The following is a 25176-nucleotide window of genomic DNA, read 5'->3' as shown; positions in this document are numbered from 1 at the left end:
ACCTCTTATAATGAGGCAATGGAATAAGGATTTTTGGCTATATATCCGCTAGGAAGATTAGCAAAGAATTGAGTGTTATTAGATAAGCTGCTCAATATCTCCTTTACTTTCGTTAAATACGGATTATAAATATACATTAAAGTGGAGGATGAAATGTCTACTTTTTCCAGCTTCCACAGATCAAATTCATTCTCATTTAAGATCAGCAGGCTTCCAAAATGAAAAAATATCAATGGGTTATTGTCAATATATACATTATTCTCCCTCGTGGTTACTTCTTGTTCTGTATTGTTCAAAATAAGATTCCATGGAGCAGCGTTAATTCCTGGGTTTTGATTCACTTTAATATTTTCAAATAATTCAGGAATACGATCTAAATACAATTGATCTCCCCATGATTTACGTTCATCGTTATAAACCTCTGAACATTCTTCTAAACACTTCTTCTTCCACCAATTTAGAATTTTTCGGCTATTTCGTTCGTTTTTGAAGCCGATAAATCCCGCTTGATATTGTCCATGGAAATGTTCCAGCACCTCCGTTCCGCGTTGACGACATAAATAAACAGAAAATCTACCAAAGTCATCAATTACAGAAAGTGGGTTGGAGAAGAAATATAAATCACTGTCACAATAGAAGAGATGGTCAATATCTGCGTGGGTGGATAGTAAGTGTTCCAGTAACGTCGCTTTTATTGTCCAACAATATTCTTGCAGCGTTCGTTGTTGTTTTATCTCTTTTAATTGTGAAGTTTCAAAGGACTCTACTGGTATTAGCGTGACATTTTTTAAGTTTAGATTGGATAAGACATCATAAGTTTCGGAATCCATTGTACAAATCCACATATGAAAATTATCTATTTGTCTGCTAAGCGAGTGATACATTGCAAGTCCTTTAACTAAATATTCTTTACTAAATATGGAGGTTAATAATAAATAGTTATTATATTTAATCATTCTTTTTTTCAATTTTGTTGATTGGTATTTTGTCTTCGCTTGAAGAAAGTCTTTTGTTGATAATGTTGCCTTAATAATGCCAGGATAACTATTTTGATAGTTTTTGATTAGTTTTTCTAAAAGATCAAGGTATGGAACATAAATATAATTCATAATTTCCTTTTGAATATTTAATTGATGCATACTCCATAAATCATATTTATCACTATCATATATGGTTATACAGGAAAAATGATAAGCAACAAGTGGATCGTTATTGATAAAAACATTATCCCCTTGTAAAGAAACGTTGAAATCATTATTGTAGATTATATTCCAAGGCGCAGCATTTACTCCTAAATTAGAGGATATTCGCACGTTATCATACATTTTCGGCAATTGATCTAAATACTTTTGATCTCCAAAACGTCCATTGTTCTCAACGACTCCACACCATTCAATGCAGCGATCCTTCCACCATTGAACAGCTGACAATCCAATTTCATCTTTTCTAAATCCAATAATACCTGCTTGATACTTTCCATATTTTTGTTCTACCCAATCTAGATCTCTTTGTGGAGTCAAAAAGATGGAAGCAGAACCCCACTCATTAAAAATACTTGCTGGATTAGAGAAGAAATAAATATCTCCGTCGCAGTATAATACTTGCTCAATATCATTATTTTTTAAGATATATTCAATTAAGAAAGATTTTAATGTCCAGCAATATTCATTAATCATTCGTTCTTGTTTAACTGCTCTTAATTGATCATTCTCTATTTCTTCTACTCTAATAAGATGCATATTTTTTAAATTTTTTTCATTTAAAAATTTGTGCGTAATAGCATCCGTACAACACACCCATAAGTTGAAGTTATCACTATTTTTAGCAAGAGACTCATAAACCGCCATAATCTTAATGCAATATTCTTTGCCGGCAATCACACAAAAGTTTTGATTGGTTGATGCGATTGGCTCTGTTGGCGATAATTTAGTTTGCTCTTTTGTCTTTACTAATACTATTTGTTGATTTTCTTCTTTTAACGTTTCTTGCTTTGCTTTTTCTTTTGCTGCTGCCTTTTGTCTTGCTTTTTCTTTTGCTGCTGCCTCTTGTCTTGCTTTTTCTTTTGCCGCTGCCTCTTGTCTTGCTTTTTCTTTTGCTGCTGCCTCTTGTCTCGCTTTTTCTTTTGCTGCTGCCTCTTGTCTCGCTTTTTCTTTTGCCGCCGCTTCTTGTCTTGCTTTTTCTTTTGCTGCTGCCTCTTGTCTTGCTTTTTCTTTTGCTGCTGCCTCTTGTTTTGCTTTTTCTTTTGCTGCTCCCTCTTGTCTTGCTTTTTCTTTTGCTGCTGCCTCTTGTCTCGCTTTTTCTTTTGCCGCTGCCTCTTGTTTTGCTTTTTCTTTTGCTGCTGCCTCTTGTTTTGCTTTTTCTTTTGCTGCTGCCTCTTGTTTTGCTTTTTCTTTTGCTGCTGCCTCTTGTTTTGCTTTTTCTTTTGCTGCTGCCTCTTGTTTTGCTTTTTCTTTTGCTGCTGCCTCTTGTTTTGCTTTTTCTTTTGCTGCTGCCTCTTGTTTTGCTTTTTCTTTTGCTGCTGCCTCTTGTTTTGCTTTTTCTTTTGCTGCTGCCTCTTGTTTTGCTTTTTCTTTTGCTGCTGCCTCTTGTTTTGCTTTTTCTTTTGCTGCTGCCTCTTGTTTTGCTTTTTCTTTTGCTGCTGCCTCTTGTTTTGCTTTTTCTTTTGCTGCTGCCTCTTGTCTCGCTTTTTCTTGATCGACTACTTCTGCATTTTGTGTAATAGCCCCTATTGTTTCCTGGGCATTTTCATAAACCACTGGAGTTTGTGCAGCTATATTCTCCGATGTGGAAGTTTCTTCTTGTGGTGAAGGTAATTCCAGTACCCTATTATTTTTCCTGGCCCCATTTATAATATCAACTAAATTATCTACATGGAATTTCACTGAAATCTCTTTTGAAAATAGTTGAATATTTAACGTGGCTGACTTTTCTTGTTTCTCATTACTCGACAATGCTTTTAAAAAGTCTGATATGATATTTTTTTTTAGCCATTTCATGGCAATCCTCTCTCTCCCTTATATCTATTGTTCTTTTTTCCAAATCTTTCTTGCGTCTTCCAAATCCTTTGGCGTATCAATAGATATCCATGTTCCTTCATGCAAATAGACAGCAAGTTCTCTCTTTTCAATTAACTTTCTTAATGGCTCTTCCTCTAACACACAATCTGGCTGGGCTGATAGATACTGAAAGAACTCCTTATTACAAACAAAAAATCCCCCATTAATCCAGTCATCTAAAATCGGCTTTTCAGAAAAGCGATTAGCAATTCCATCTTCTATATCAAGTACTCCATATTGATTATTTTTTTTGATGCCTGTAAGTGTAACTGCTTTTCCTTTTTCTTTGTGAAAGGCAATAAGTTTATCTAAATCAATATCAGACAAACCATCCCCGTAGGTTAATAGAAAGATATCATCATCCATATAGGGCTCTAACTGTTTAATTCGTGCTCCAGTCATTGTATCTTGACCAGTATCTATACAAGTTATTGTCCATGGCTCTGTTTTTTCTAGAATGGTATATTGATTGTTTGCTAAATCAATTTGTATATTATTGTTTCTCCAGGCTGAATTAACAAAGTAATCTTTTATCTGGTCTCCTTTATAGCCCACTGGCAAAATGAACTCTTGATGACCATATTCACTATAATGCTTCATAATATGCCATATAATCGGCTTCCCATTAACATCAGCTAAGGCTTTTGGTATATTCTCTGTTAAGCCTCTCATTCTCATTCCTTTGCCCCCACATAAAATTACAACTTTCATTCTTTCACCTCTTCTCTTAGTATTTTCATGCCATTATATGTACAGGCTACTAATGATGCATAGGTTGTTTCCTTAGGTTTAGTAAGATATAGGCGCATTTTTGAGTAATTTGGAGGAGAAACTTATCAGACTGTCCCTTTTTTGGAGGATATTATTGTTCTTTACGCTTATTACTGTAGCGAAGACAAAAAAACACTTTTTATAAATTTATATCTAAAGAAAGAGGAGAAATTATAATTTTTTCTGGATAAGGGGGAATTTCAAACACATATAAAAAATCCTACAGTTTTACCTGTAGGCTGTGTTTATCCCTTTTCTGAATAAAAAAGCTATAAGGCAAATTTACCTCATAGCTTTTTATTATCTTATCCTATTCTAATCTCATTACCTTCTACTATCACTTTTTCATTCTCTTCAAGGTTAGTAAATACCATTGGTGTAATGATGGAAGGAACCTTTGTTTTAATTGCATCAAAATCAATTTCCATTAATTTTTGTCCTTGTTTTACTTTATCTCCATCTTTAACAAAAGAAGTAAACCCTTCCCCTTTTAAACTAACTGTATCTAATCCAACATGAATTAAGATTTCTTTTCCATTGTTATCAGTCATGCTTACTGCATGCTTTGTTGGAAACACATTCATAATTTGTCCGTCTGCTGGAGCAACTAATACGCCATTGGATGGATCAACCGCTATGCCGTCTCCCATCATTTTTTGCGCAAATACTGGATCTGGAACTTCTGTAATGCTTAATAGCTTTCCTTCTAATGGTTGAATATAAGTTTGAGCCGTATTCGTTTTTTCTTCCTTATTTCTCTTAAATAGATTTTTAAACAAGGTAGCACCCTCCAATAAAAGATTCACTTCCTATTTTAACTTAATAACAAAAATTTTCCCATAAATCTAATAAATAATATTTCTAAAAGCCTATATCTGCACGAAATATTATTACTTTATATAATAGACAATAGACTCATATGCTCTTAGCTTTATACTTTCTCTCATGGAATCGGAATCAGGATAATTAGATAGAAGAATGGTACCTGTTAATCCTGTCCAATCAATGTGCTCTGGTAAAGTAAATGTCACTTCTTCTTCATAGAAATTATTAACGACTAATAATTTCTCTTTGTCTGTACTGCGTAAATAGGCAAATATTTTATCATCTTCAGGAGCAAGTAGTTCATAATCTCCGTCTGTAATGATATTGTATTCTTTCCGCAGCTGGATAAGTTTTTGATAGTGATAGAAAATAGACTCTTTATCCTTTAATGCATTTTCTGCATTTAGCTCTCGATAATTTCGAGCCGTTTCAATCCATGGCGTTCCATCCGTAAATCCAGCATTTTTCTCACCGTTCCACTGAACAGGTGTACGAGAGTTATCACGAGATTTTCTGCGCAAAATTTCGAGAATTTCTTCTTCTGATTTACCATTTGCTTGTAAAATATTATACATATTCAAAGATTCCACATCTCTATACTGATCAATCGAAGTAAATTTAGGATCTGTCATGCCAAATTCTTCTCCTTGGTAAATATAAGGAGTGCCTTGCATCATGTGGATGGTAGTAGCAAGCATTTTTGCAGATTCCTTATGGAATTCCCCATCATTCCCATAACGGGAAACAATACGTGGCTGATCATGGTTACACCAGAAAAGGGCATTCCATCCTCCCCCTTCATTCATACCAACTTGCCATTTAGATAAAATTTGTTTCAGAGCCTGAAAATCCATTTCGCCAATTTCCCACTTCTCTCCGTCGGGATAATCAACCTTTAGATGGTGGAAATTAAAAGTCATACTTAACTCATTTCGCTCAGGCTTTGTATATTTAACGCAATGCTCTAGTGTTGTAGAAGACATTTCTCCAACTGTCATACTGTCATATTTGGAAAATACTTCTTGATTCATTTCATGGATAAACTCATGCACACGAGGTCCATCTGTATAAAATTTCCTTCCATCTCCAGGCGCTGCGGAACCGTCATCATCTGGGAAATCTTGATTTTTTGAAATCAAATTAATGACATCAAGACGGAAACCATCTACCCCTTTTTCAAACCAAAATTGCATCATTTTATACACTTCATTACGAAGCTTCTCATTTTCCCAATTTAAATCAGCTTGCGTTACATCAAAAAGGTGTAAATAATACTGGCCTGTTTTTTCATCATACTGCCATGCATTTCCGCCAAATTTAGATTGCCAATTCGTTGGTTCACTGCCATCTTCTTTTCCATCTTTCCAAATATAAAAATCACGATATGGGTTATCTTTAGAAGATGCTGCTTGTTTAAACCATTCATGTTCCGTTGAAGTATGGTTAACAACGATATCCATAATAACTTTCAGACCTTTTTGATGGGCTTCCTTTAATAGCTGATCAAAATCTTCCATCGTTCCATATTCATGATGAATGGAATAATAATCACTAATATCATAGCCATTATCCTTTTGAGGAGAAGCATAAATAGGTGTTAACCACAATACATCTACCCCTAATTCTTTTAAATAATCTAATCTTTTAATAATCCCTTGAATATCTCCTACTCCGTTTCCTGTTGTATCTTGAAAACTCTTCGGATAAATTTGATACACAACTGCCTTTTGCCACCATTCTTGTTTCATCTATATACACCACCGATGTGAAAATTATATTCTTTTTCCTGTCTGTAAAAAAAACAATACAGTTAATATTTACGTTTTTTTACTTCCTATTTAATTACTAGTACTTCCTCAAAAGGCATACGAATCGGTTTGACATTATAGCAAATGTTACTTCGATATGATTCGGCATTTGAACAAGACTAATGATTTTTATTCTCTTTCATCATAACATGTATATACAAGTTGTCAACTGATTAGTAATGCGTTTTCAAAACCTCTTTGTCCTAAACCAAATTAGTTCCTACCCCTAACTTGTCCGTATAAACTTCCTTACATTTTCCGCTCTTTTTTCTGTATTCCATTAAAAGAAGGATTTTTGTCAATTCCTTAAAAACCATTGGTCATTTACTGCTTTTTTTGATAAGATATCCCTATAATTTTTAGAATTTAATTTAATTAATCAATAATATTCTCTTTCTTGTATAGATAAAAAACATTGATATAGATAATGCTAAATAGAAATGTAAAACGGTTGATCATTATCTTTACAGAAAGAACAGAAAAAATTAAGTAGAAGGAAAGGGCTGATTAAGACATAGAAAGCTTAAACTCCATTCTTTTTTTCTGAGAAATTATTAATTTATCACTGGTGGAAAAGCTCATTTACTCCACATATAATGTAGGAACATGTATACTATTAATAGAATTAAACTAGGAGTGAGCATTTTGAAGGATGAATTAGCTTATATTGGGAACAAAATCATAGAAAACAAGAACATCCTTGCTGAAAATACAAATAGGCTGCTTTCACAATTTTTACAACAGCAGACATCTAATTTTTCTCTCCCATATGCTGAAGAAGATATGCATAAATGGAATGCTAAGCTTTTCTTTATCTTAGCTGAAGCGTTAAAAGATAAGAAAGATTCGGAAGGAATAGAGTATTGGTCGGATAAAACTGGGAAAGCCTTTGTAAAGAACCATATTCCCTTACAATCTGCTCTGCGTTCCTTATCGATTTACCGAAATGTAATCTGGGACGTATTCACAGAGGAATTAGAACAGAAATCTTTCGCGCCGATTACCATGTTGGATGTTGGCAAGATTATTGATCCTATACTCGATGAAATTAGTGCTTACATAGGGCATATTTATGAAGAGCATAACACGCAGATTATGAAACTTGCTTATACCGCTTTAGAAGAGCTGTCTGTTCCAGTTGTTCCAATAGCAAAAGAAACGGCCATCATTCCTCTTATTGGGGAAATTGATACACAGCGGTCTCAATTAATTTTAGAAGTTGCGTTGCAGGAATCTGCCAATTTAAAAATCGAATATCTCATTTTGGATATTTCAGGGGTGCCAATCGTCGATACAATGGTGGCAGACAATTTATTTAAAGTCGTTCATGCCTTAGACCTAATTGGTGTTAAATCCATCGTTTCTGGTATTAGACCAGAAATTGCTCAAACAATTATTTCATTAGGAATCGACTTTAGCAAAATTACCACATGTGCCAATTTACACACGGCATTAGCTAGCATTGGCTTGAAGCGGGTCGTAGAATAAGATAAGGATGTCTTAAATAGTTAGTTAAACTCTTTAAGACATCCTTTATTATTTATGCTGTATATCTCTCTTTTTCTATTTCCTTTAATGATTTGCCCCGCGTTTCTGGTGCCATAACAAATCCCACGATTGCGGCAATTAACAAAAATCCAATCATAATTAAACCAGAAGTTTTAAATCCTAAAGTAGTAATCATTAATGGTACTACTAGGGAAATTAAGCCCACAGAAATACGTGCCGTTGCAAATAAGAAGCCTTGTGCTTTAGCTCTATATTTTGTATGAAACAACTCACTGGACCACAAGCCGTAAAATGCCTGCGCTCCAAAACCAGCTGCAACACCCCATAAAATTACAAATGTAAATAATTCAAACATTCCCATAGATCCTAAAGATAATACTAACCAAGCAACAATTCCTAACACTGCTCCAATTGTATAAAGTAGTTTTCTATTTACCTTATCTCCTAATTTAATAAAGACAAAATAAGTGGATGCAACAGTTAATATCCATAGGAAGGCTTGTAATAAATTAGCATGCGCAGCTGTTAATCCACCAACAGTTTCGTAGATATATGGCATAAAGTAACCCATCACTCCTGCCACTAAATTCCAGAACACATAAATTCCGATTAAAAGAACGATTGCTTGACGATTTGCTTTAATAGAGAAAAGTTCTTTAATAGGATTGGCGATTTTTTCCCCATTTTGTATTTGCGCTTTTTCTTTCTGTTTCTCTTCTTCCCAAATAACAGATTCATTGATTTGCTGTTGCATAACCCACGTTATTAAAGCGATTACAAAAAGTTGGGCAAATATTATTCTACTCCCTAATAAACCTAATGGTGCTAATAATACAGATAATAATAATGATATTGCTGGTCCTACTGACCATGCTAACTGACCATAGCCTATTCTAGCTGCCCTCTCCTTATCAGGTGCTTCTTCTGCAATATATGTCCAAGCAGCTGGAATCGCAGCACCTACAGCAATACCTGTAACAACATAACCAACTAATAGCATTGGAAAGTTAAAAGATAAAGTAATTAATAAAACACCAATCATATAAACAAGAAGGTCATATTTATAGATAAATTTTCTTCCATATTTATCTACCAAAATACCGCCTATTAAAGCACCTATTGCGGAGCCAAACCCATTAGCACTTAATGCACCCAATAAACCAAGCTTAAAATCATCTAAATGCAGGTATTCCATCCAAAGCGTCAATCCACCAGCACCAGCAACAATGGAACCCGCCTCAAGATAATTGGACATAGCTACTGTAATCGTAGCCTTTTTATTATTTTTTTTTATAGCAGTAGTCATCCCAGATCTTCCTTTCTATTCAAGATAAAATACACTTTTTAGTGGCTTACTAACAGGACTTTTGTCTGAATTCGTTTTCATTAAAGGCTCCATATAGTTCCACCATTTCTTGCAAATGTCTGTTTCCGATACTTTCTCCCAAGTGTCTACATCCTCAACTTCTAAATAAGCAAATAATTGGCCTGATTCTTCTTCTAAGAAAATAGAATAATGATGCACTCCATGTGACTTTAACATCTTCTCCATCTCTGGCCAAAGTTCATTATGTCTCTTCTCATATTCTTCATAATGATTCTTGTACACTTGCATCATGCTTGCTATTCTGGTTCGATTTTGCATCTTCTAATAACTCCCTTCTATATTTTGAAAGCAATTACATCACTGTTATCTACATATTAACGCAGGGAATTTTAGCATAATAGGAGACAATATTAAGAATAGGGGGATAAAAAAATGTTTTTTAATAAGGTTCTCATTTTATATAAAGGAAATATTAGAAGGTGAAAAAAAGGAATGAAAAACAACCCTATTCTTTCTATCAAAAAAGGCTACCAGAAATCCTTTTTAACTTGATTTCGATAGCCAAAACTTTATCTATTGTTATTATTCATCCTTCTCTTCTTCGATGTGCATCTCTATATTGAGAAGGAGTGTATCCATACCATTGCCTAAACAATCTACTAAAATATTTTGTATCCTGGTAGCCTATTTGAACAGCAATATCTGCTATTTTGTGATTTGTTGTTTCCAATAATTCCGTTGCTCTTTTCAATCTTGTTTTGGTAATATAATCTAGGATTGTTTCTCCTGTCTGTTCCTTAAAATAAGCACTGAAATAAGTTGGACTCATGTATACCTGTTGAGCAATTAATTTAATTGTTATCGCTTCTCCTAGATGTGCTTGAATATACTCTTTCGCTTTTTGAACAGAATTTTTATTTTTTCTTTTTGCTGCTTGAATTTTATCCATTACAGAAAACACCCAAAACTTGATTTTATCCTGTAATTGATAAAAATCAGCTGTATTTTTGGTTAAGGAAATGACCTCCTGAAAAAGTACTCTTTCTTCTCCGAACCCTTCTAATTCAACCCATCTATTCACAATTCTAATTCCAAGTAAATGAACTGCTTCTTCTAAAACATTTGCAGCTTTGATTAGTCGTAACTTTTTAAAATAATCTTGGAGAGCTGCAATTACTTCCTCCTTTCCCTCATTTTCTAGACTAAATAAAACTTGCTGAATGGATTTGATAATTTCTGAACTTTCTTTTTTATTCTCCTCCTTATATACAGACAAATGTTCTAGCCAAAACACTTTATTACAGCCGTAAATCATTCTATTCATCATCATATTTTCTAAGTTCCTTTGATTTGTGACGAATTCTTCCAAGCTTGTAAACGGGGAGCTAACAGCAATTGTAACAGTATTTTTAGTGACACTTTTAATTCTTTCTTTCCATAGTCTCAAAAATGCTTCTACATCACTATCTAATTGTTCAGAATCTCGATATTCTATTAGCATCCATATTGAAAATAAATCATCTCTCCATATCCAATTTCGAATAATGAGAGAAGGAGACCATTCTTCTAGCGTAACCTGTAAAGAGGACAAAATATGATTGTTCGCATGCTTCAACCAAGCCGTATACTCATCAGACCAAGCCTGTTTTATATTTTGATCCAAGCAAATGTATAATAACTGAAATGATCCCTTTCCTAATAACTCTCGCCACTTCTTTTTTTCTTCTTCCGAATGATCCTCTCCTTGTAATTGACTTAAATAATATAATTGCTTAGTATAATCTAACTCCTTTGCTTTTCTTAAAAGCTGTTCCTTTTCTTCTTCTCCTTTTCTTTTTGCTATAATTTTTTTTTGCGCTTGCAGCAAAACATCTTTTAACTGATCTCGATGAATAGGTTTTAATAAGTAATTGGAAACACCTTCTTCTAAAGCAGTTTGTAAATAGACAAAATCATCAAATCCACTAATAATAATAGACTCAAAGGAAAATTTTTCTTTTAATCTATTTATAAGCTGAAGGCCTGAAATTTCTGGCATTTGAACATCTGTTAGAAGTAAATCAAAGATAAGTTTCTTCTGTTCTATTTTTTCGATAGCTTCTATTCCATCAGAAAAGGCACCAATAATATCCCATATTTCTCCCTGGGCTTCAACCATCCGTACGATTCGTTTTAATATTTTCGGTTCATCATCTACAATAATAATTTTAATTCTCTCCATATTCTTCCCTACCTTCTACCCTTTTATCGAAAGTCATACAGGGATTCGTAATCAGAGGTAGTACAATCGTTACTGTCGTTCCAAAGGACTCCGAGCTCTCAATTGTTATTCCATTATGCTGAGCAAATAGCATTTTAATTCTTGTATGAACATTTGCCAATCCCAGCCCTGATTCTCTTGTGAAATAATCTTTCTTATTTAGATTATTTTGTATGCTCTGAAGCATTTCATTGTTAATACCAGGACCATTATCCTTTACGATAATCTTTAAGTTTTTTTCCTCAACAAGAAGATTAATAGAGATTATTAATCTTTTCCTCTTCTTCATCCCATATTTAAAGGCGTTTTCGATAATTGGTTGAATAATAAATTTAGGTGAATAGCATAGAGGAAGCTGATTTTCCCCTATAATTTCATAGCTGACTCTTTCCTCAAAACGAATTTTCTGCAATGTTAAATAGTTTTTAATATGAGTAAGTTCCATATGAATAGGCACTAGGCTTTCACTGCCACTTAATGAATACCTCAACATTTGACCAAGGATTTCCACCATAACGATAGCTGTTTCCTTGTCTTCTTCCTCAATAACTGCCCCTATTGTTTCTAATGTATTGTACATAAAATGCGGATTTATTTGTGATTGTAGTGCATAAATCTGTGCGTTTCGCTGCTGTAACTCAATTTCATAGTTTTTCTGAATTAGTATTCTCAACTGCTCCAACATGGACCGGAAGATTTCAGCTAACTCCCCAACTTCATCTTTATTCATTGGAGGGATTGTAACATGTAAATTGCCACCTTCCACTTCCTTCATTACTTTACCAAGTTGCTTAATTGGTTTAGTTACAGACCAAGCGATAAAAATCGAAATCACTGTTGTAATAATGGTTAAAATCAAAAAAATAGTTAGGGTATAATTCTTCACAGTATCTGTTCTTTCTGTTAAATATTTCATTGGGATACTATGAACAAGAATCCAATGTTTATTCACTGATTGATTCATACTATACAAGATATTTTCCTTTTTATGATTAACTGTACGAAAACTACCATTTAATAGAGGATATTCCGCAGCCCCACTATCGGTTTGGCCAATTTGTGTTTTATCAGGATGATATATAATATATCCATTCTCATCCATTAACCACATTGTAGCCTTATTGTCTTTATCAATATCATTTATTATTCTTCCAATAAAATTCACATCTATTGCAATAATTAATGCACCTAAACTTTCCCTGTTTTCGAAATCTGTAAGTTCCTTTACTAATAAAATAAATGGGATATCCTTTTCAAAAGTTAAATTTGTTTTATTTGGCAAAATTATTGGCGTTTCACCAGCTAAGTCATGCAATTCTCCAAAAGGAAGAATAGAGTTTTCAACATCCATTCCATTAAATTTAACTTTTGTACTTATGTAATTCCCATTATTCGTTATCAAAAATGCTGCTAAAATATCGGATCGATTACTGTTTAAATAATTGTTTGATAAAAAACTTTCTACTATATATCGTTCTTGTAAAAAAACTGACTTTTCTTTGTAGGGAGTACTTCTAAGAATGGACATTATTTCTTTAGAATTGTAAATGGCATTTGGTAAATCATTTAACAGGTTTAACTCATTTTCAATATTTTTATTCGCTTGATTTAATAATCTAGGAATATATTCTCCTACTTGTTCCTCTATTGCTTTTGTATTTTGGTTATATGTAATATATCCTAATATCCCCATAGGAATAACTGTCATTATTATATAAATAATGATTAACTTACGCTTTAAAGGGGCTTGTTCTAGCTTAAAGAGATATACTCGGTTAGAAATCATATTGATCGATATTCTCCTTTGTAAAATCAATTGGCTGCCCCATAATAATCGTATCGTCCTTTACTCTAACAACACCAACATTTTCAAATGACATATTATCTGCCACTTTATTCCCCAATAAAATCTCCTTTGTTACACTGACGGTTAAATATCCTAATTTTTGGGGGCTCCATAGGGTACCAACCTGTATCGCGTTCTTCTTTATATAGGAACGTACTAAATTAGGACTCGACAAACCCACGACTGCAACCTCTCCAACCTTATTCGCATCTATTACGGCTTGTGCTGCTGCGGGAGGTCCTACGGAGGAGCTTCCAATGATCCCTTTTAAATCCGGATAATACTCCAATAATTTTTTAGCAATCATATACGCTTTTTGCGGGTTATCATTTGATTCACTTACTTCTAGAAGCTCCATATCTGGATAATTTTCTTCTTGGTGAATAACCATCCATTTTCTCCACTCCTTTAAAGTAGCAGCATGATCGGAACCAGTAATAATTACATAGGAACCCTTTTCTTTTATATTTAAAGATAGAGTATCCATCACATGTCTCCCTAGTGTCTCCGGATCAACAGAACTAACAAAATATTTCCGATACTTTTCATTTGTATCTGAGTCCCATGTTATCACTACAATTCCTTTTCGCTTTGCTTCCATTAATATAGGACCTAATTTTTCTGGATCATTTGCTGAAATCGCAATAGCATCAACCCCTTTTTCTATATATTCCTTTACAAGCTGCTCTTGCTGCTGCCAATCAGCTATTAATGGTCCTGAATATAACACATGTACATTTAAATCTTTCCCAGCTTCAATTACTCCTTCTTCTACTGCATTAAAGTAAGGAATTCCGCTTACTTTTGGTATGACAGCAATTGTATACTTCTTTTCCGCAGAAAAATCGCCTACTTCCTTTGCAGAAAGATTATCCTCTTGATAAATAATTTCATATTTTTGATTAGATAAATCAACTGTGCATCCGCTTACAATAATCAAAACTATTAAAATTATTATTGGATTTCTCCGCATCCCTTCTTCACCTAACCCTTTTTCTTTGCTTGATGAGCAAAAAACTGCTTTCTTTACATTATATAAAAAATAAACAAAAAAATATATGTTTGTTTATTTTTGTATTATAGTTTTTCACTTGGATTAATACATATTTTATCCTTCTTTCAACAAATATGAAAAGCCATGTACTTGCTTGTGAAAGATAGTTCTAGTATAGAATTGCCTGTAATGGCCAACTATTTGCAACTAATCAACATGTAAGTGGAGTAATCTCTACTAATGGGAGTTTGATAGATTATATAAATAAAAATAGAAGAGAGAAGTCTAGTCTTGTAACTACAAACTACTCCCTTCTATTAGAAATATACAAAATTTTCTAATTCACTATATATCCTTTACAAAATTTCTTTATACATAGAAATTACTTCTTCCTTCGTAGGCTGAAATGGATTTCCAGGAGCACATGCATCCACTAATGCAAAACTTGCTAGTTTTTCCAAATCAACCTCTTCCACCCCAAGTTCTGATAATTTAGCAGGAATGCCCACTATTTTACAAAGCTCTTTAATTGCTGCAATTACTTCCTCTGCACATTGACTGTCTGTTTTTCCTTCTACAGAGATACCGATTGCTTTTGCGATTGCAGGAAACTTATGTGGATCTCTTTTTGCATTTTCTCTTTCCACAATAGGCAAGAGTAATGCATTACATACACCATGCGGTAAGTCATATACACCTCCTAATTGATGGGCCATCGCATGGACAAATCCGAGACCAGCATTATTAAATGCCATACCAGTTAAAAACATAACATATGTCATTTGTTCCCGGGCTTCTATATCATGACCGTCTTTTACTGCCCTCGGTAAGTAGGTAAATATTTTCTCGACTGCCGCTAATGCAGTTGCATCTGTTACTGCATATGCTCCTGGAGTAACGATTGCTTCAATCGCATGAGTCAGTGCATCTATTCCGGTTGCTGCTGTTAATGCTGCGGGCTTATCTAGCATTAACTCAGGATCATTGACTGATATCGTTACTAAACTATTTTTATCCACCATGACCATTTTTACTTGGCGCTCTTCGTCTGTAATTACATAGTTAATGGTAAATTCACTGGAAGTCCCCGCAGTTGTATTTATCGCAACAATTGGTACTGATTTATTTTTCGTTTTTCCTACTCCTTCATAATCTCTAATATCTCCACCGTTTGTTACAAAAAGGCCGATTGCTTTGGCGGTGTCTTGAGGAGAGCCTCCACCAACAGATACGATAAAATCACATTCGTTTTCTTTATATACCTCTACTCCTTTGTATACATTTACTGTAGTTGGATTCGGCTTTACCTCTGCATAAATGCAATACTCTATTTTCTGATCCTCTAAGACTTTTTCTACTCTAGCAACAATTCCATTAGCATTGAGAAAAGCATCTGTTACCACTAATGCCTTTTGCAATCCTAATTCTGCTATTTGGGATCCAACTTCCTGCAGGCAGCCTCTTCCCATTAAATTTGTACTTGGAACATAAAATACATGTGCACACATTTGATTTGCCTCCTTTTGTTTGTTCAATAATTCACATAATTATTTATAAAGAAAGAGCGATTTGCCCTGACTCTTTTATAGATGTAATATGCCTTCTCTAGGTACTACTTGAAAAGCATCTGCTAAGTCTTGTAACTGCTGGTCCGTAATGGTTTGCTTAATCTTTGAAGCATCCCCAATAATCGTATAAATTTGTGCTGCTTTTTCTGCTGTTTCAATCAGCCCGAATGTTTCATCCATTGTGGATCCGGCACCAAATATTCCATGATGTGGCCAAACAACTAAACGATGCTCTCTCATTTTCGCTGCTGTTTTTTCTCCAATTTCATCTGTTCCAGGAACCATCCAAGGCAGAATCCCGATTGCATCCGGAAAAACAACAATACATTCGGTACACATTTGCCATAGTGTTTTTGTAAAACTTGCTTCATCTAAATCATGCATAAATGTCATTGCAAGTATATTTGTGGCATGGTTATGCATGATAATCCGATGATTAGGGTCTACTCGTAAACGTGCAATATGGCTCATAAAATGGGAGGGTAACTCACTTGTAGGATTCGACCCATCTGCAAATCCCCATAGTATATGCACTTTTTCTCCACTCTTATCTATTTTTAAAACACCAAGTGTATTTGCAGGATCTTTTTTCACATTTTTAAAATACTTCCCAGAGCCTGTTACAATAAAATACTTCCCTGCCAATTCTGACACTTGAAACTTTTGAGGGATAGACCGAATAATTTTGCCAGTATCCAAATATTGTTCCACTAACTCTTCTTCTAAAAGATAACTGATATTTCCTCCATTCCGTTCATCCCAGCCCATATTCCACATATTAAATGTTGCTTCACACATTTCTTTAATAAATGGAGCATCTAAAATATTTTGCTTTTGCATAATCGCAACCATTTCTCTTCACTCCCTTAATCTGCTAATCTTGATTTTCACATCCTTATTTTACGACTTAAACAAAAATAAGTCAATATATTCAAAAGTAAAAACAGTTTAACTATGCGTATTTACTGTGAAACATTTTTGTTTTCTTTTGTTTTTTTAAAAATCACTTTCTCTCCAAATAAAAAAAGATAGCACCAATATATTTTCAAAAATATTGGTGCTATCTTTCTTCATTTTCCGCCCGTAAGCTTGAACAGATTATTTTATGATGGAACGACCTGAAAAGAGATATTTTTTTCTTGAAACCAATTTTCATATTCTTCCGGAATACGTTCATCTGTAATAACATATTGTATTTGATCTAGATTGGCAATATGAGCAAATGTCTTTACTCCGAATTTGCTTGAATCAACAAGAAGAGTAACCTCTGATGTTATATTCATCATCTGCTTCTTTAATAATGCCTGCCATTCATTAGCATCACTTAGACCACTTTGCACATCTACTCCTTTGCATGATAGAAACAACTTACTAACATAATATTGTTCAAGGGAACGTTCAGCCAGTGGTCCTACATAAGATAATGATTTCGACAAAAGCATTCCACCTGTTGATATTACTTTAATTTGTTCCTTCTTACTTAATTCCAAAGCTACTTTAATAGAATTAGTAATCACAGTTAAAGGCATATCAGGTAATTGTGACGCCATATACCAGGCAGTGGTACTACCATCCAAGATGATTTGTTCTCCAGGCTGTATGCGCTTTACCGCTTCTCGGGCTATTGCTCTCTTTTGCTCTGCGTTCGTAACCTCTCTCTCCATGAAAGGAGTATCGCTAGGTTCTTTTTCAATACTCACTGCCCCTCCATGACTTCTCATCAAAAGCTTATCCTGCTCTAATTTTTCTAAATCTCTTCTAATCGTTTCCTCCGTTACCGAAAAAATTTCACTTAATTCGGATACGCGTATACTTAATCTTTCATTCACAAGCTCCACAATTTTTCTACGTCTTTCTGCTACAAGCACTTTCGAAGTTCTCCCTCCATTTTTGTTTTCTTGGGATTAAGTTGATATATGTTTATTACTATAGCATATTTTTCGTTTTAATAAGAAGCCCTTCCATAAAAAAAGGATGAAATAAGATAATCCTTACTCCATCCCTTCCATCAAACTATTGTGCTTTGTTTTTATTATAAATATCAAAGGCTACAGCTGCTAAAAGTACAAGCCCTTTAATTCCTTGCTGCCAGTCAATACCAAGTCCCATTAGTGACATTCCATTATTCATGATTCCCATTACCAAACCACCAATAATTGCTCCAGGTATGGTTCCAATGCCCCCATATGCAGAAGCTCCACCGATGAAACAAGCTGCAATGGCATCAAGTTCAAAAAGATTACCAGCTTTTGGAGTAGCCGCATTCAAACGTGCAGCGAATAAGAGACCAGACAATGCAGAAAGTACTCCCATATTAACAAACACCATAAATGTCATCTTTTTCGTTTTAATCCCAGAAAGCAAAGCCGCCTTCTCATTTCCTCCAATTGCATAAATATGTCTTCCTGCTTTTGTTTTGTTTGTTACAAATGTATAGATAACAATCAGAATACCTAATACAATTAAAATATTGGGGATGCCCTCATAGGTTGCGAGAACAAAGGTAAAGATATTCAAAATTAAAATCATTCCTACTAACTTCGATACAAACAGCCCAAATGGTTGAACATCAAATTGATGTTTTAATTGATTCCTTCTGTTTTTTAATTGAAGGAAAATGATGATGATAGATAAAACAGCACCAATTAAAATCGTTAATAGATGCAATGATCCTCCACCTATATCAGGAATAAATCCAGAGCTGATTTTCTGAAAGGATTCAGGAAAAGGAGCAATCGATTTCCCTTCTAATACAATCATCGTCAACCCTCTAAATAGGAGCATTCCTGCTAGTGTGACTATAAATGCTGGAATACGGACATACGCAATCCAAAAACCTTGCCATGCTCCGATAACAGCACCTAATACTAAAGAAATGACGATTGCTAGAAATGGAGACATTTCATAATTTACCATCATAATGGCAGAGATGGCACCAACAAATGCGGCAATCGATCCTACCGATAAATCAATATGTCCCGTGACGATAACAAGTAACATTCCAACTGCCAGAACTAATATATAGCTATTTTGTAAGATTAAGTTTGTAATATTTAAGGGTTTTAGTAATAAACCATCCGTAATAATTTGAAACAATACCATAATGAATACTAAAGCGATAATCATACTATATTGACGGAAATTAACATGAAAAAGTGATTTGTTTTTTTGTGAACCTACTGGATTTGGTTTTATTTGTGGCTGCATTGTTCGCTTACCCCCTTACTTTACTTTTGGTCATATATTTCATTAATTTCTCTTGATTTGCTTCTTCTTTAAGAACTTCTCCTGTTATGCGCCCTTCATTCATTACATAAATACGGTCACACATCCCTAATAGCTCTGGTAATTCAGACGAAATCATCAGAATACTTTTTCCCTCATTGACAAGATCATTAATGATTGTATAAATTTCATATTTAGAACCAACGTCTATTCCTCTAGTAGGTTCATCTAAAATTAAGATATCTGGCTCTGAAAATACCCATTTACTTAATACGATTTTCTGTTGATTACCGCCGCTCAGATTTCCAGCTTTTTGAAAGATACTTGGTGTTTTTATTCTGAATTTCTGCCGATATTCTTCTGCAACCTTTATCTCTTGATTCTTATCTAACACAGCATGTTTAGAAATACGGTCAAGCGTTGCAAGAGTAATATTCTGTTTAATATCTTCCATTAAAATTAAACCATTACCTTTTCTATCTTCCGAAACATAGGCTAGTCCATTATTTATTGCTGCAGTTACATCTTTGAATTGCACTTCTGTCCCATTTTTTATTATTTTTCCATTGATATTCTTTCCATATGCTCTTCCAAATAAGCTCATTGCTAATTCGGTACGTCCAGCTCCCATTAATCCAGCAATCCCGACAATCTCTCCCCTTCTAATCGTTAAGGAGACATTATCGATTACTTTCCTATCCATATGCTTTGGATGGTAAACATTCCAGTCTTTTACCTCAAAAACAACCTCTCCAATATGGGGAATTCGCTCTGGATAACGATTGGTAAGATCTCTTCCTACCATTCCTTTGATAATTCTGTTTTCATCCACCTGATCATTCTTTACATCCAATGTCTCAATCGTTTTTCCATCTCTTAAAATGGTGATAGAATCGGCAACCTTTTCAATTTCGTTCAGTTTATGAGATATAATGATGGCAGACATTCCTTGTTTTTTAAGTTCTAATAATAAATTTAGTAAGTTTTCGCTGTCATTCTCATTTAAAGAAGCTGTTGGTTCATCTAAAATAAGCAGCTTAACGTCCTTTGATAAAGCTTTTGCGATTTCTACTAATTGTTGTTTACCTACTCCAATATCACTTACCTTTGTATTTGGTGATTCACTTAATCCGACTTTTTTAAGCAATTCCCTTGTACGCAAAATTGTTTTATTCCAATCAATCACGCCTTTGTTAACGATTTCATTTCCTAAAAAGAGGTTTTCTGCTATCGTCAATTCCGACACTAATGCAAGCTCTTGATGGATAATTACGATTCCTAGCTCTTCACTTTGTTTGATGTCTTTAAATGTGCAAACCTCATTATGAAAGAAAATATCTCCAGAATAAGTACCATGTGGATAAACTCCGCTCAATACCTTCATTAAAGTTGATTTACCAGCACCATTTTCCCCACAAAGGGCGTGTATTTCTCCTTGCTTAACCTTTAAATTAACATCATCTAAAGCTTTAACCCCTGGGAACTCCTTCGTAATATTTTGCATTTCAAGAATTATATTTGCCATGTCCTTCACCACCTCTATTTTTTTTACTATTACTGCCCCAGCTGCTCTTTCGTATAATAATTCGTATCGACTAATTCAGCTTCATAATTTTCTATATCCACAGAAACCGGTTTCAAAAGATAAGCAGGAACTACTTTTTTTCCGTTGTTATATGTTTCCGTATCATTTACTTCTGCTTCCTCTCCATTGAGTAAAGCCCTTGCCATTTCCACTGCTTTCTTAGCTAATTCTCGTGTATCTTTGAAAATGGTTTGCGTTTGTCTTCCATTTATAATTGCTTTAATAGAAGCAAGCTCTGCATCTTGTCCTGTTATAATCGGCATCGGTTTATCTTTGCTTCCATAGCCAACACCCCTTAATGACGAGATAACCCCAATACTAATCCCATCATAGGGAGACAAGACGGCATCTATCCGTTCAGAGGAATAATGAGCACTTAATAAATTATCCATTCTGGCTTGAGCTAATGCTCCATCCCAGCGGAGTGTCGCTCCTTGACTAAATTTTGTCTGCTTACTTCTTACGACTAGTTTGCCAGAATCTATATATGGCTGAAGGACTGACATTGCTCCATCGAAGAAAAAGTATGCATTGTTATCATCTGGAGATCCGGCAAAAATCTCTATATTAAATGGCCCTTCAGAATCTTTTAATCCTAACTTCTCCTCAATATATTGACCCTGCAGCTCTCCTACTTTAAAATTATCGAATGTTGCATAATAATCTACATATTCACTGTGCTGTATTAAACGGTCATACGAAATAATTTTTATGCCATCCTTATGTGCTCTCTCTAGAACGCCTGTTAATCCGGATCGGTCATCGATGGGGGCAATGACAAGAATATCTACACCTTTTGTAATCATATTTTCAATTTGTGCTGTTTGATTCTCAATCACATCCTCTGCATATTGTAAATCTGTTTTAAAGCCAAGTTCTTCAAACAGTTTTTTCATATTTTCTCCATCATTTACCCATCTTTCTGATGATTTGGTAGGCATGGAAATACCAATAAACCCTTTTGACTCTCCAGAAGTTTTTTCAACTCCACATGCAGCAGTAATAAATGTTAGTACAATGACAGCAATAAATGTAAACACTTTTTTACACAAACAAACTTCCCCCTTTCTACATTTGTCTTAAGCTTTTATTTTGACTAAACTTACTATAGCATCTGCCTCAAGTATGGTCTTTTCAAATAATTTACTATTTTTATACTTTTTTAACTTAAATTAAAACGCTTTCATTTCAATTAAGAAAATAATATCTGTGTTGTCTTCTCCAGCCCTCTACTGATCATTAGTTGAATAATTGGCTATACGGACAGTTGATCTCCCACCTATTTTCCCGAGCTGCGTTTAGTCTTATTTCATAAAAAAAGAAGCCCCTTTTTCATGGCCTCTACTCCTTCACTGTATATTATTTGTTTCCTCCATAATATTTCTGCGATATTTATTAGGGGAAACACCCATAATCTTTTTAAATGCTGTACTAAAATAATGCTGCGTTTCATATCCGACTAGCTGAGATATTGTGATAATTGGATAATCTGTTGATTGAAGTAAATATATTGCCTGTTTCATTCGTTTCGTTGTAAGGAGCTGGACGAAACTTACTTTTAATTCCTGCTTCATTAGTCTGCTTAAATAAACAGGAGATACCTGTAAAGTGATCGCAACTTTTTCAAGTGAAAGGGAAGAATCCGCATATTGATGGTCAATAATACTCTTTGCTCTTCTCACAATAGGTGAAATATTCATTTCCTGTTGGATCATTTCTTTACAGATTTTATATAAGGAAAAGAGATGTTTGTAATCCACTTCATTGTTATTTATATAGGTGGCAATAGACATTTTTAGTTCTTTTCTGATAGATTCCTCCAACTGTAAAGCCACCTCATTAGTGATAGTTTGCCAGATAATTAGGACAATCAGTCCTGATTCATCATGAAAATAACCTATTTCCTTGTGTTGTAAGAATAAGAGAATATGATATTTTAACGATTCTTGAATCTCTCCTTTTTCCTTTTCACTTAAAATAGGCTTGTTTTCGAGAAATTCTAAACAAGAAATAACTACTAGTTGTTTAGGTATACTTGTATTTAAATAGTAAAAAGCTAATTGTTCCTTTATTTCCTCATTCGTTAATTTGCCCCCTAACCATTCACGGAAGAAATTATGTTGTAAGGTCGGCAGATTTTTAGTGAATTGTTCGGATGTTCTGTCCAGTAAAGCCCTTTTTTTATTTACTTCTACTAACTCCATTTTAATCTTATTTAACAATCCCATTAGATGATCTGGATCGATAGGTTTTAATAAATAATCGAATACATTTAATCGAACGGCTTCTTGGGCATACTTAAATTCATCATAACCCGTTATAATAATAATTTGGCAGTCTGGCAGCTTTGCTTTTACCTGTTTAATCACCATTAGTCCATTTACAATTGGCATATTTATATCTATAAGGAGGATGTCGACAGAATGCATCAGCGAAAGCTCTATCGCCTCTTCCCCATCCTCCGCTTCCGCTATAACATTCATCTGAAGTGCAGACCAATCAATGGCATTCCGTATCCCTTCCCGAATAATAGGTTCATCATCAGCAATTAACACATTCCATATTTGTTTATCCATCCATTCTCACTCCTTCTTTTCCTCTAGATTCATGGGAAGTTTTATCGTTACTGTTGTTCCTTTATCATGCTCACTATCAATTGCTAGACCATACGCGTCTCCATATGTAAGTTTAATTCTTGCTTGTACATTCATCATGCCATAGCCAAAATTTATCTGTTCCTTCCTTTCCTTTTTTAAGATCACAAGCGTATTTAGTTTTTCTCTTAGTGCATGTAACTCCTCCTCTTCCATGCCTTTTCCATCATCCGTTACTTTTAAAAGTAAGCACGCATTTTCTTGAATAGCAGAGATGTTTATGTTTCCAGGTCCTCTTCTTTCTTTTATTCCGTGATAAATGGCATTCTCCACTATAGGCTGAAGGACCAACTTAAGGATTGTTACTTCTGTCAAATTAGAATCATATATAATTTCATAACTTAATTTCTCCTGATATCTTGCCTTTTGAATCATAAGATAACTTTGAATATGCTTCATTTCGTCTTTTAAGGGAATCATATCATTGCCCTTACTTAAACCAATTCTGAAAAAGGAAGATAATGATGCAACTACCTCTGCAACATCTTTTGCCCCATGCTTTCTTGCCATCCAATTAATGGTATCTAATGTATTATATAGAAAATGTGGCTTTATATGTGCTTGCAGGCTTCTTAATTCTGCTTCTCTCTTTTGTTTTTCTTGCATTTCTGTTAATGTTATTAAACTATTAATCTTTGTAATCATATGATTAAATGTTTTTCCAAGTCTGCCAATCTCATCTTTTCGTTTCCCCTTATAACGGATTTCCATCTGGCCATCTTCAATTTTTCTCATCATCGTCATTAATTCAATGATCGGATTGGAAATTGAATGAGAAAAATAATAAGACACCGTTATACCGGCAAAACACAGAAAAAATACAAAAAAGAACAAATACAATTGAATTTCTTTTACTTCTGCTACTGATTCATCCGAATGAAATATCCCAACTGTTGTCCAATTGGAAAAAGGGGTTCTTTGATAAATAAACTCCATCTTCTCTCCATCTACTACCTTTTTATAAGCCCCCCAATCGTCTTCTAATAAAATCGTTTCTGGAATCTCGAGTGCTTCACTATTAGAAGTAGAATAAATCTCTTTGCCATTTTCATCTATTACAGTTAAAAATCCCGATAATCCAATATGGACATTATTCATCGCTTCTCCAATGACTCTTAACTTTAAATCGATTAATAAGACACCGGTTATTTCTTGTGTATCTCTATCGACAATTGCCCTCACTACAGTCACCACATCTTCATCCTTGTAATTAATTTGACTGATAATATGACGCTTTTCAGGCTTCCCAATAATTTTAAAGATCCCCTTATTCCGGACTGCCTCTTTATACCATTCCTCCTTTGTCAAATCCACTCTATCCTCTGCATAAAGTTCATTACTAATATATTTTCCTTCCTTATTGATTAATAGGATTCCTGCAATTTCTGGATATAAGGATGTAAACCCTTGCATTTTTTGGCGAATGGAATAACTTTGATCCGTCTCGTTTCCTTCCTTTCGATCTGAGGAAAAAAACGTCTTAATTTGTGCATCCATCGAAATGAGATAACTTACATTTTGTACATTCGTTATGGACGACTCTAATGTCGTATTTACTTGATTGATTAATTGCAAGGTATTTTTTGTTGCCTGTTCTCCTAAAATTTTTTCCACTGTTACACCGACTAATAAGCCTAGACCAATGGCTGGGATAATACTAATTAGTAAAAACAAAGCAATCAATTTATCTCTTAGTGAAAAATCATTAACTTTCCCTAATTTCGCGAACATTTATCTAAACCTTTCTT

At 34.2% G+C, this 25176-nt stretch carries 18 protein-coding genes; 1 reads left to right on the top strand and 17 read right to left on the bottom strand.

The window, feature by feature from the left end; genetic code table 11:
* Window positions 1-5: 5 nt before the first annotated feature.
* The 4 genes from NSS71_RS01040 to treC all read right to left on the bottom strand — a co-directional run bounded on the left by NSS71_RS01040 (window position 6) and on the right by treC (window position 6400).
* Window positions 6-2996, bottom strand: a complete 2991-nt coding sequence (locus tag NSS71_RS01040) for a hypothetical protein (protein ID WP_341151213.1) — start codon at window positions 2994-2996, stop codon at window positions 6-8.
* 24 nt (window positions 2997-3020) lie between these two features.
* Entirely contained in the window at window positions 3021-3767 is a 747-nt protein-coding gene (locus tag NSS71_RS01035) for a sugar phosphate nucleotidyltransferase (protein WP_047942366.1), read from the bottom strand.
* Between the two features lie 365 nt (window positions 3768-4132).
* Window positions 4133-4606 (bottom strand): PTS sugar transporter subunit IIA, encoded by a 474-nt coding sequence (locus NSS71_RS01030; RefSeq protein WP_341151212.1) that lies wholly within the window; start codon window positions 4604-4606, stop codon window positions 4133-4135.
* A gap of 111 nt (window positions 4607-4717) precedes the next feature.
* On the bottom strand, window positions 4718-6400 hold the full coding sequence (treC, locus tag NSS71_RS01025; protein WP_341151211.1) for an alpha,alpha-phosphotrehalase: 1683 nt from the start codon (window positions 6398-6400) through the stop codon (window positions 4718-4720).
* A gap of 696 nt (window positions 6401-7096) precedes the next feature.
* Between treC and NSS71_RS01020 the strand changes: the two genes are divergently transcribed.
* Window positions 7097-7948 carry an STAS domain-containing protein gene (locus NSS71_RS01020; protein WP_412973366.1) on the top strand — a complete coding sequence of 284 codons (852 nt, stop codon included), beginning with the start codon at window positions 7097-7099 and terminating at the stop codon, window positions 7946-7948.
* A 52-nt stretch (window positions 7949-8000) separates the two neighbouring features.
* On the opposite strand, the gene NSS71_RS01015 is transcribed toward NSS71_RS01020, so the two are convergent.
* The 13 genes from NSS71_RS01015 to NSS71_RS00955 all read right to left on the bottom strand — a co-directional run bounded on the left by NSS71_RS01015 (window position 8001) and on the right by NSS71_RS00955 (window position 25159).
* On the bottom strand, window positions 8001-9275 hold the full coding sequence (locus tag NSS71_RS01015) for an MFS transporter (protein WP_095258884.1): 1275 nt from the start codon (window positions 9273-9275) through the stop codon (window positions 8001-8003).
* 15 nt (window positions 9276-9290) lie between these two features.
* On the bottom strand, window positions 9291-9614 hold the full coding sequence (rhaM, locus tag NSS71_RS01010; RefSeq protein ID WP_341151210.1) for an L-rhamnose mutarotase: 324 nt from the start codon (window positions 9612-9614) through the stop codon (window positions 9291-9293).
* Window positions 9615-9882: 268 nt separating this feature from the next.
* Entirely contained in the window at window positions 9883-11517 is a 1635-nt protein-coding gene (locus NSS71_RS01005) for a helix-turn-helix domain-containing protein (protein ID WP_341151209.1), read from the bottom strand.
* Window positions 11504-13342, bottom strand: a complete 1839-nt coding sequence (locus NSS71_RS01000; protein WP_341151208.1) for a cache domain-containing sensor histidine kinase — start codon at window positions 13340-13342, stop codon at window positions 11504-11506. Before NSS71_RS01000 ends, NSS71_RS01005 begins: the two co-directional genes overlap by 14 nt.
* Window positions 13332-14375 (bottom strand): autoinducer 2 ABC transporter substrate-binding protein, encoded by a 1044-nt coding sequence (locus NSS71_RS00995; protein WP_341151207.1) that lies wholly within the window; start codon window positions 14373-14375, stop codon window positions 13332-13334. Before NSS71_RS00995 ends, NSS71_RS01000 begins: the two co-directional genes overlap by 11 nt.
* Window positions 14376-14752: 377 nt before the next feature.
* Window positions 14753-15904 carry an iron-containing alcohol dehydrogenase gene (locus NSS71_RS00990; protein WP_095321688.1) on the bottom strand — a complete coding sequence of 384 codons (1152 nt, stop codon included), beginning with the start codon at window positions 15902-15904 and terminating at the stop codon, window positions 14753-14755.
* A gap of 75 nt (window positions 15905-15979) precedes the next feature.
* A complete protein-coding gene (rhaD, locus tag NSS71_RS00985; RefSeq protein WP_341151206.1) occupies window positions 15980-16816 on the bottom strand; it encodes a rhamnulose-1-phosphate aldolase in 837 nt (278 codons plus the stop codon).
* Between the two features lie 251 nt (window positions 16817-17067).
* Window positions 17068-17832 carry a DeoR/GlpR family DNA-binding transcription regulator gene (locus NSS71_RS00980; protein WP_047942371.1) on the bottom strand — a complete coding sequence of 255 codons (765 nt, stop codon included), beginning with the start codon at window positions 17830-17832 and terminating at the stop codon, window positions 17068-17070.
* Window positions 17833-17977: 145 nt separating this feature from the next.
* Window positions 17978-19090, bottom strand: a complete 1113-nt coding sequence (gene mmsB / locus NSS71_RS00975) for a multiple monosaccharide ABC transporter permease (protein ID WP_235850120.1) — start codon at window positions 19088-19090, stop codon at window positions 17978-17980.
* Window positions 19091-19178: 88 nt separating this feature from the next.
* A complete protein-coding gene (gene mmsA, locus NSS71_RS00970; RefSeq protein WP_341151205.1) occupies window positions 19179-20714 on the bottom strand; it encodes a multiple monosaccharide ABC transporter ATP-binding protein in 1536 nt (511 codons plus the stop codon).
* Window positions 20715-20743: 29 nt separating this feature from the next.
* The gene (gene chvE, locus NSS71_RS00965; protein WP_235850119.1) at window positions 20744-21793 is read right to left on the bottom strand and encodes a multiple monosaccharide ABC transporter substrate-binding protein; all 1050 of its coding nucleotides are present in this window, start codon (window positions 21791-21793) and stop codon (window positions 20744-20746) included.
* A gap of 330 nt (window positions 21794-22123) precedes the next feature.
* A complete protein-coding gene (locus NSS71_RS00960; RefSeq protein ID WP_047942375.1) occupies window positions 22124-23350 on the bottom strand; it encodes a response regulator transcription factor in 1227 nt (408 codons plus the stop codon).
* 6 nt (window positions 23351-23356) lie between these two features.
* A complete protein-coding gene (locus NSS71_RS00955; RefSeq protein WP_061797330.1) occupies window positions 23357-25159 on the bottom strand; it encodes a cache domain-containing sensor histidine kinase in 1803 nt (600 codons plus the stop codon).
* Window positions 25160-25176: the final 17 nt, after the last annotated feature.

It is taken from the genome of Niallia sp. FSL W8-0951, from assembly GCF_038006525.1.
GTDB lineage: Bacteria > Bacillota > Bacilli > Bacillales > Cytobacillaceae > Niallia > Niallia circulans.
Note: the sequence above shows the minus strand (reverse complement) of the source record. Positions and strands in the feature narration are given on the sequence as shown.

Excerpts from the sequence above, each read along its gene's own strand:
- NSS71_RS01040 (WP_341151213.1), bottom strand. The coding sequence starts at position 2,996 with ATGAAATGGCTAAAAAAAAATATCATATCAGACTTTTTAAAAGCATTG.
- NSS71_RS01035 (WP_047942366.1), bottom strand. The coding sequence starts at position 3,767 with ATGAAAGTTGTAATTTTATGTGGGGGCAAAGGAATGAGAATGAGAGGC.
- treC (WP_341151211.1), bottom strand. The coding sequence starts at position 6,400 with ATGAAACAAGAATGGTGGCAAAAGGCAGTTGTGTATCAAATTTATCCG.
- NSS71_RS01015 (WP_095258884.1), bottom strand. The coding sequence starts at position 9,275 with ATGACTACTGCTATAAAAAAAAATAATAAAAAGGCTACGATTACAGTA.
- rhaM (WP_341151210.1), bottom strand. The coding sequence starts at position 9,614 with ATGCAAAATCGAACCAGAATAGCAAGCATGATGCAAGTGTACAAGAAT.
- NSS71_RS01005 (WP_341151209.1), bottom strand. The coding sequence starts at position 11,517 with ATGGAGAGAATTAAAATTATTATTGTAGATGATGAACCGAAAATATTA.
- NSS71_RS01000 (WP_341151208.1), bottom strand. The coding sequence starts at position 13,342 with ATGATTTCTAACCGAGTATATCTCTTTAAGCTAGAACAAGCCCCTTTA.
- NSS71_RS00995 (WP_341151207.1), bottom strand. The coding sequence starts at position 14,375 with ATGCGGAGAAATCCAATAATAATTTTAATAGTTTTGATTATTGTAAGC.
- NSS71_RS00990 (WP_095321688.1), bottom strand. The coding sequence starts at position 15,904 with ATGTGTGCACATGTATTTTATGTTCCAAGTACAAATTTAATGGGAAGA.
- rhaD (WP_341151206.1), bottom strand. The coding sequence starts at position 16,816 with ATGGTTGCGATTATGCAAAAGCAAAATATTTTAGATGCTCCATTTATT.
- mmsB (WP_235850120.1), bottom strand. The coding sequence starts at position 19,090 with ATGATTATCGCTTTAGTATTCATTATGGTATTGTTTCAAATTATTACG.
- mmsA (WP_341151205.1), bottom strand. The coding sequence starts at position 20,714 with ATGGCAAATATAATTCTTGAAATGCAAAATATTACGAAGGAGTTCCCA.
- NSS71_RS00960 (WP_047942375.1), bottom strand. The coding sequence starts at position 23,350 with ATGGATAAACAAATATGGAATGTGTTAATTGCTGATGATGAACCTATT.
- NSS71_RS00955 (WP_061797330.1), bottom strand. The coding sequence starts at position 25,159 with ATGTTCGCGAAATTAGGGAAAGTTAATGATTTTTCACTAAGAGATAAA.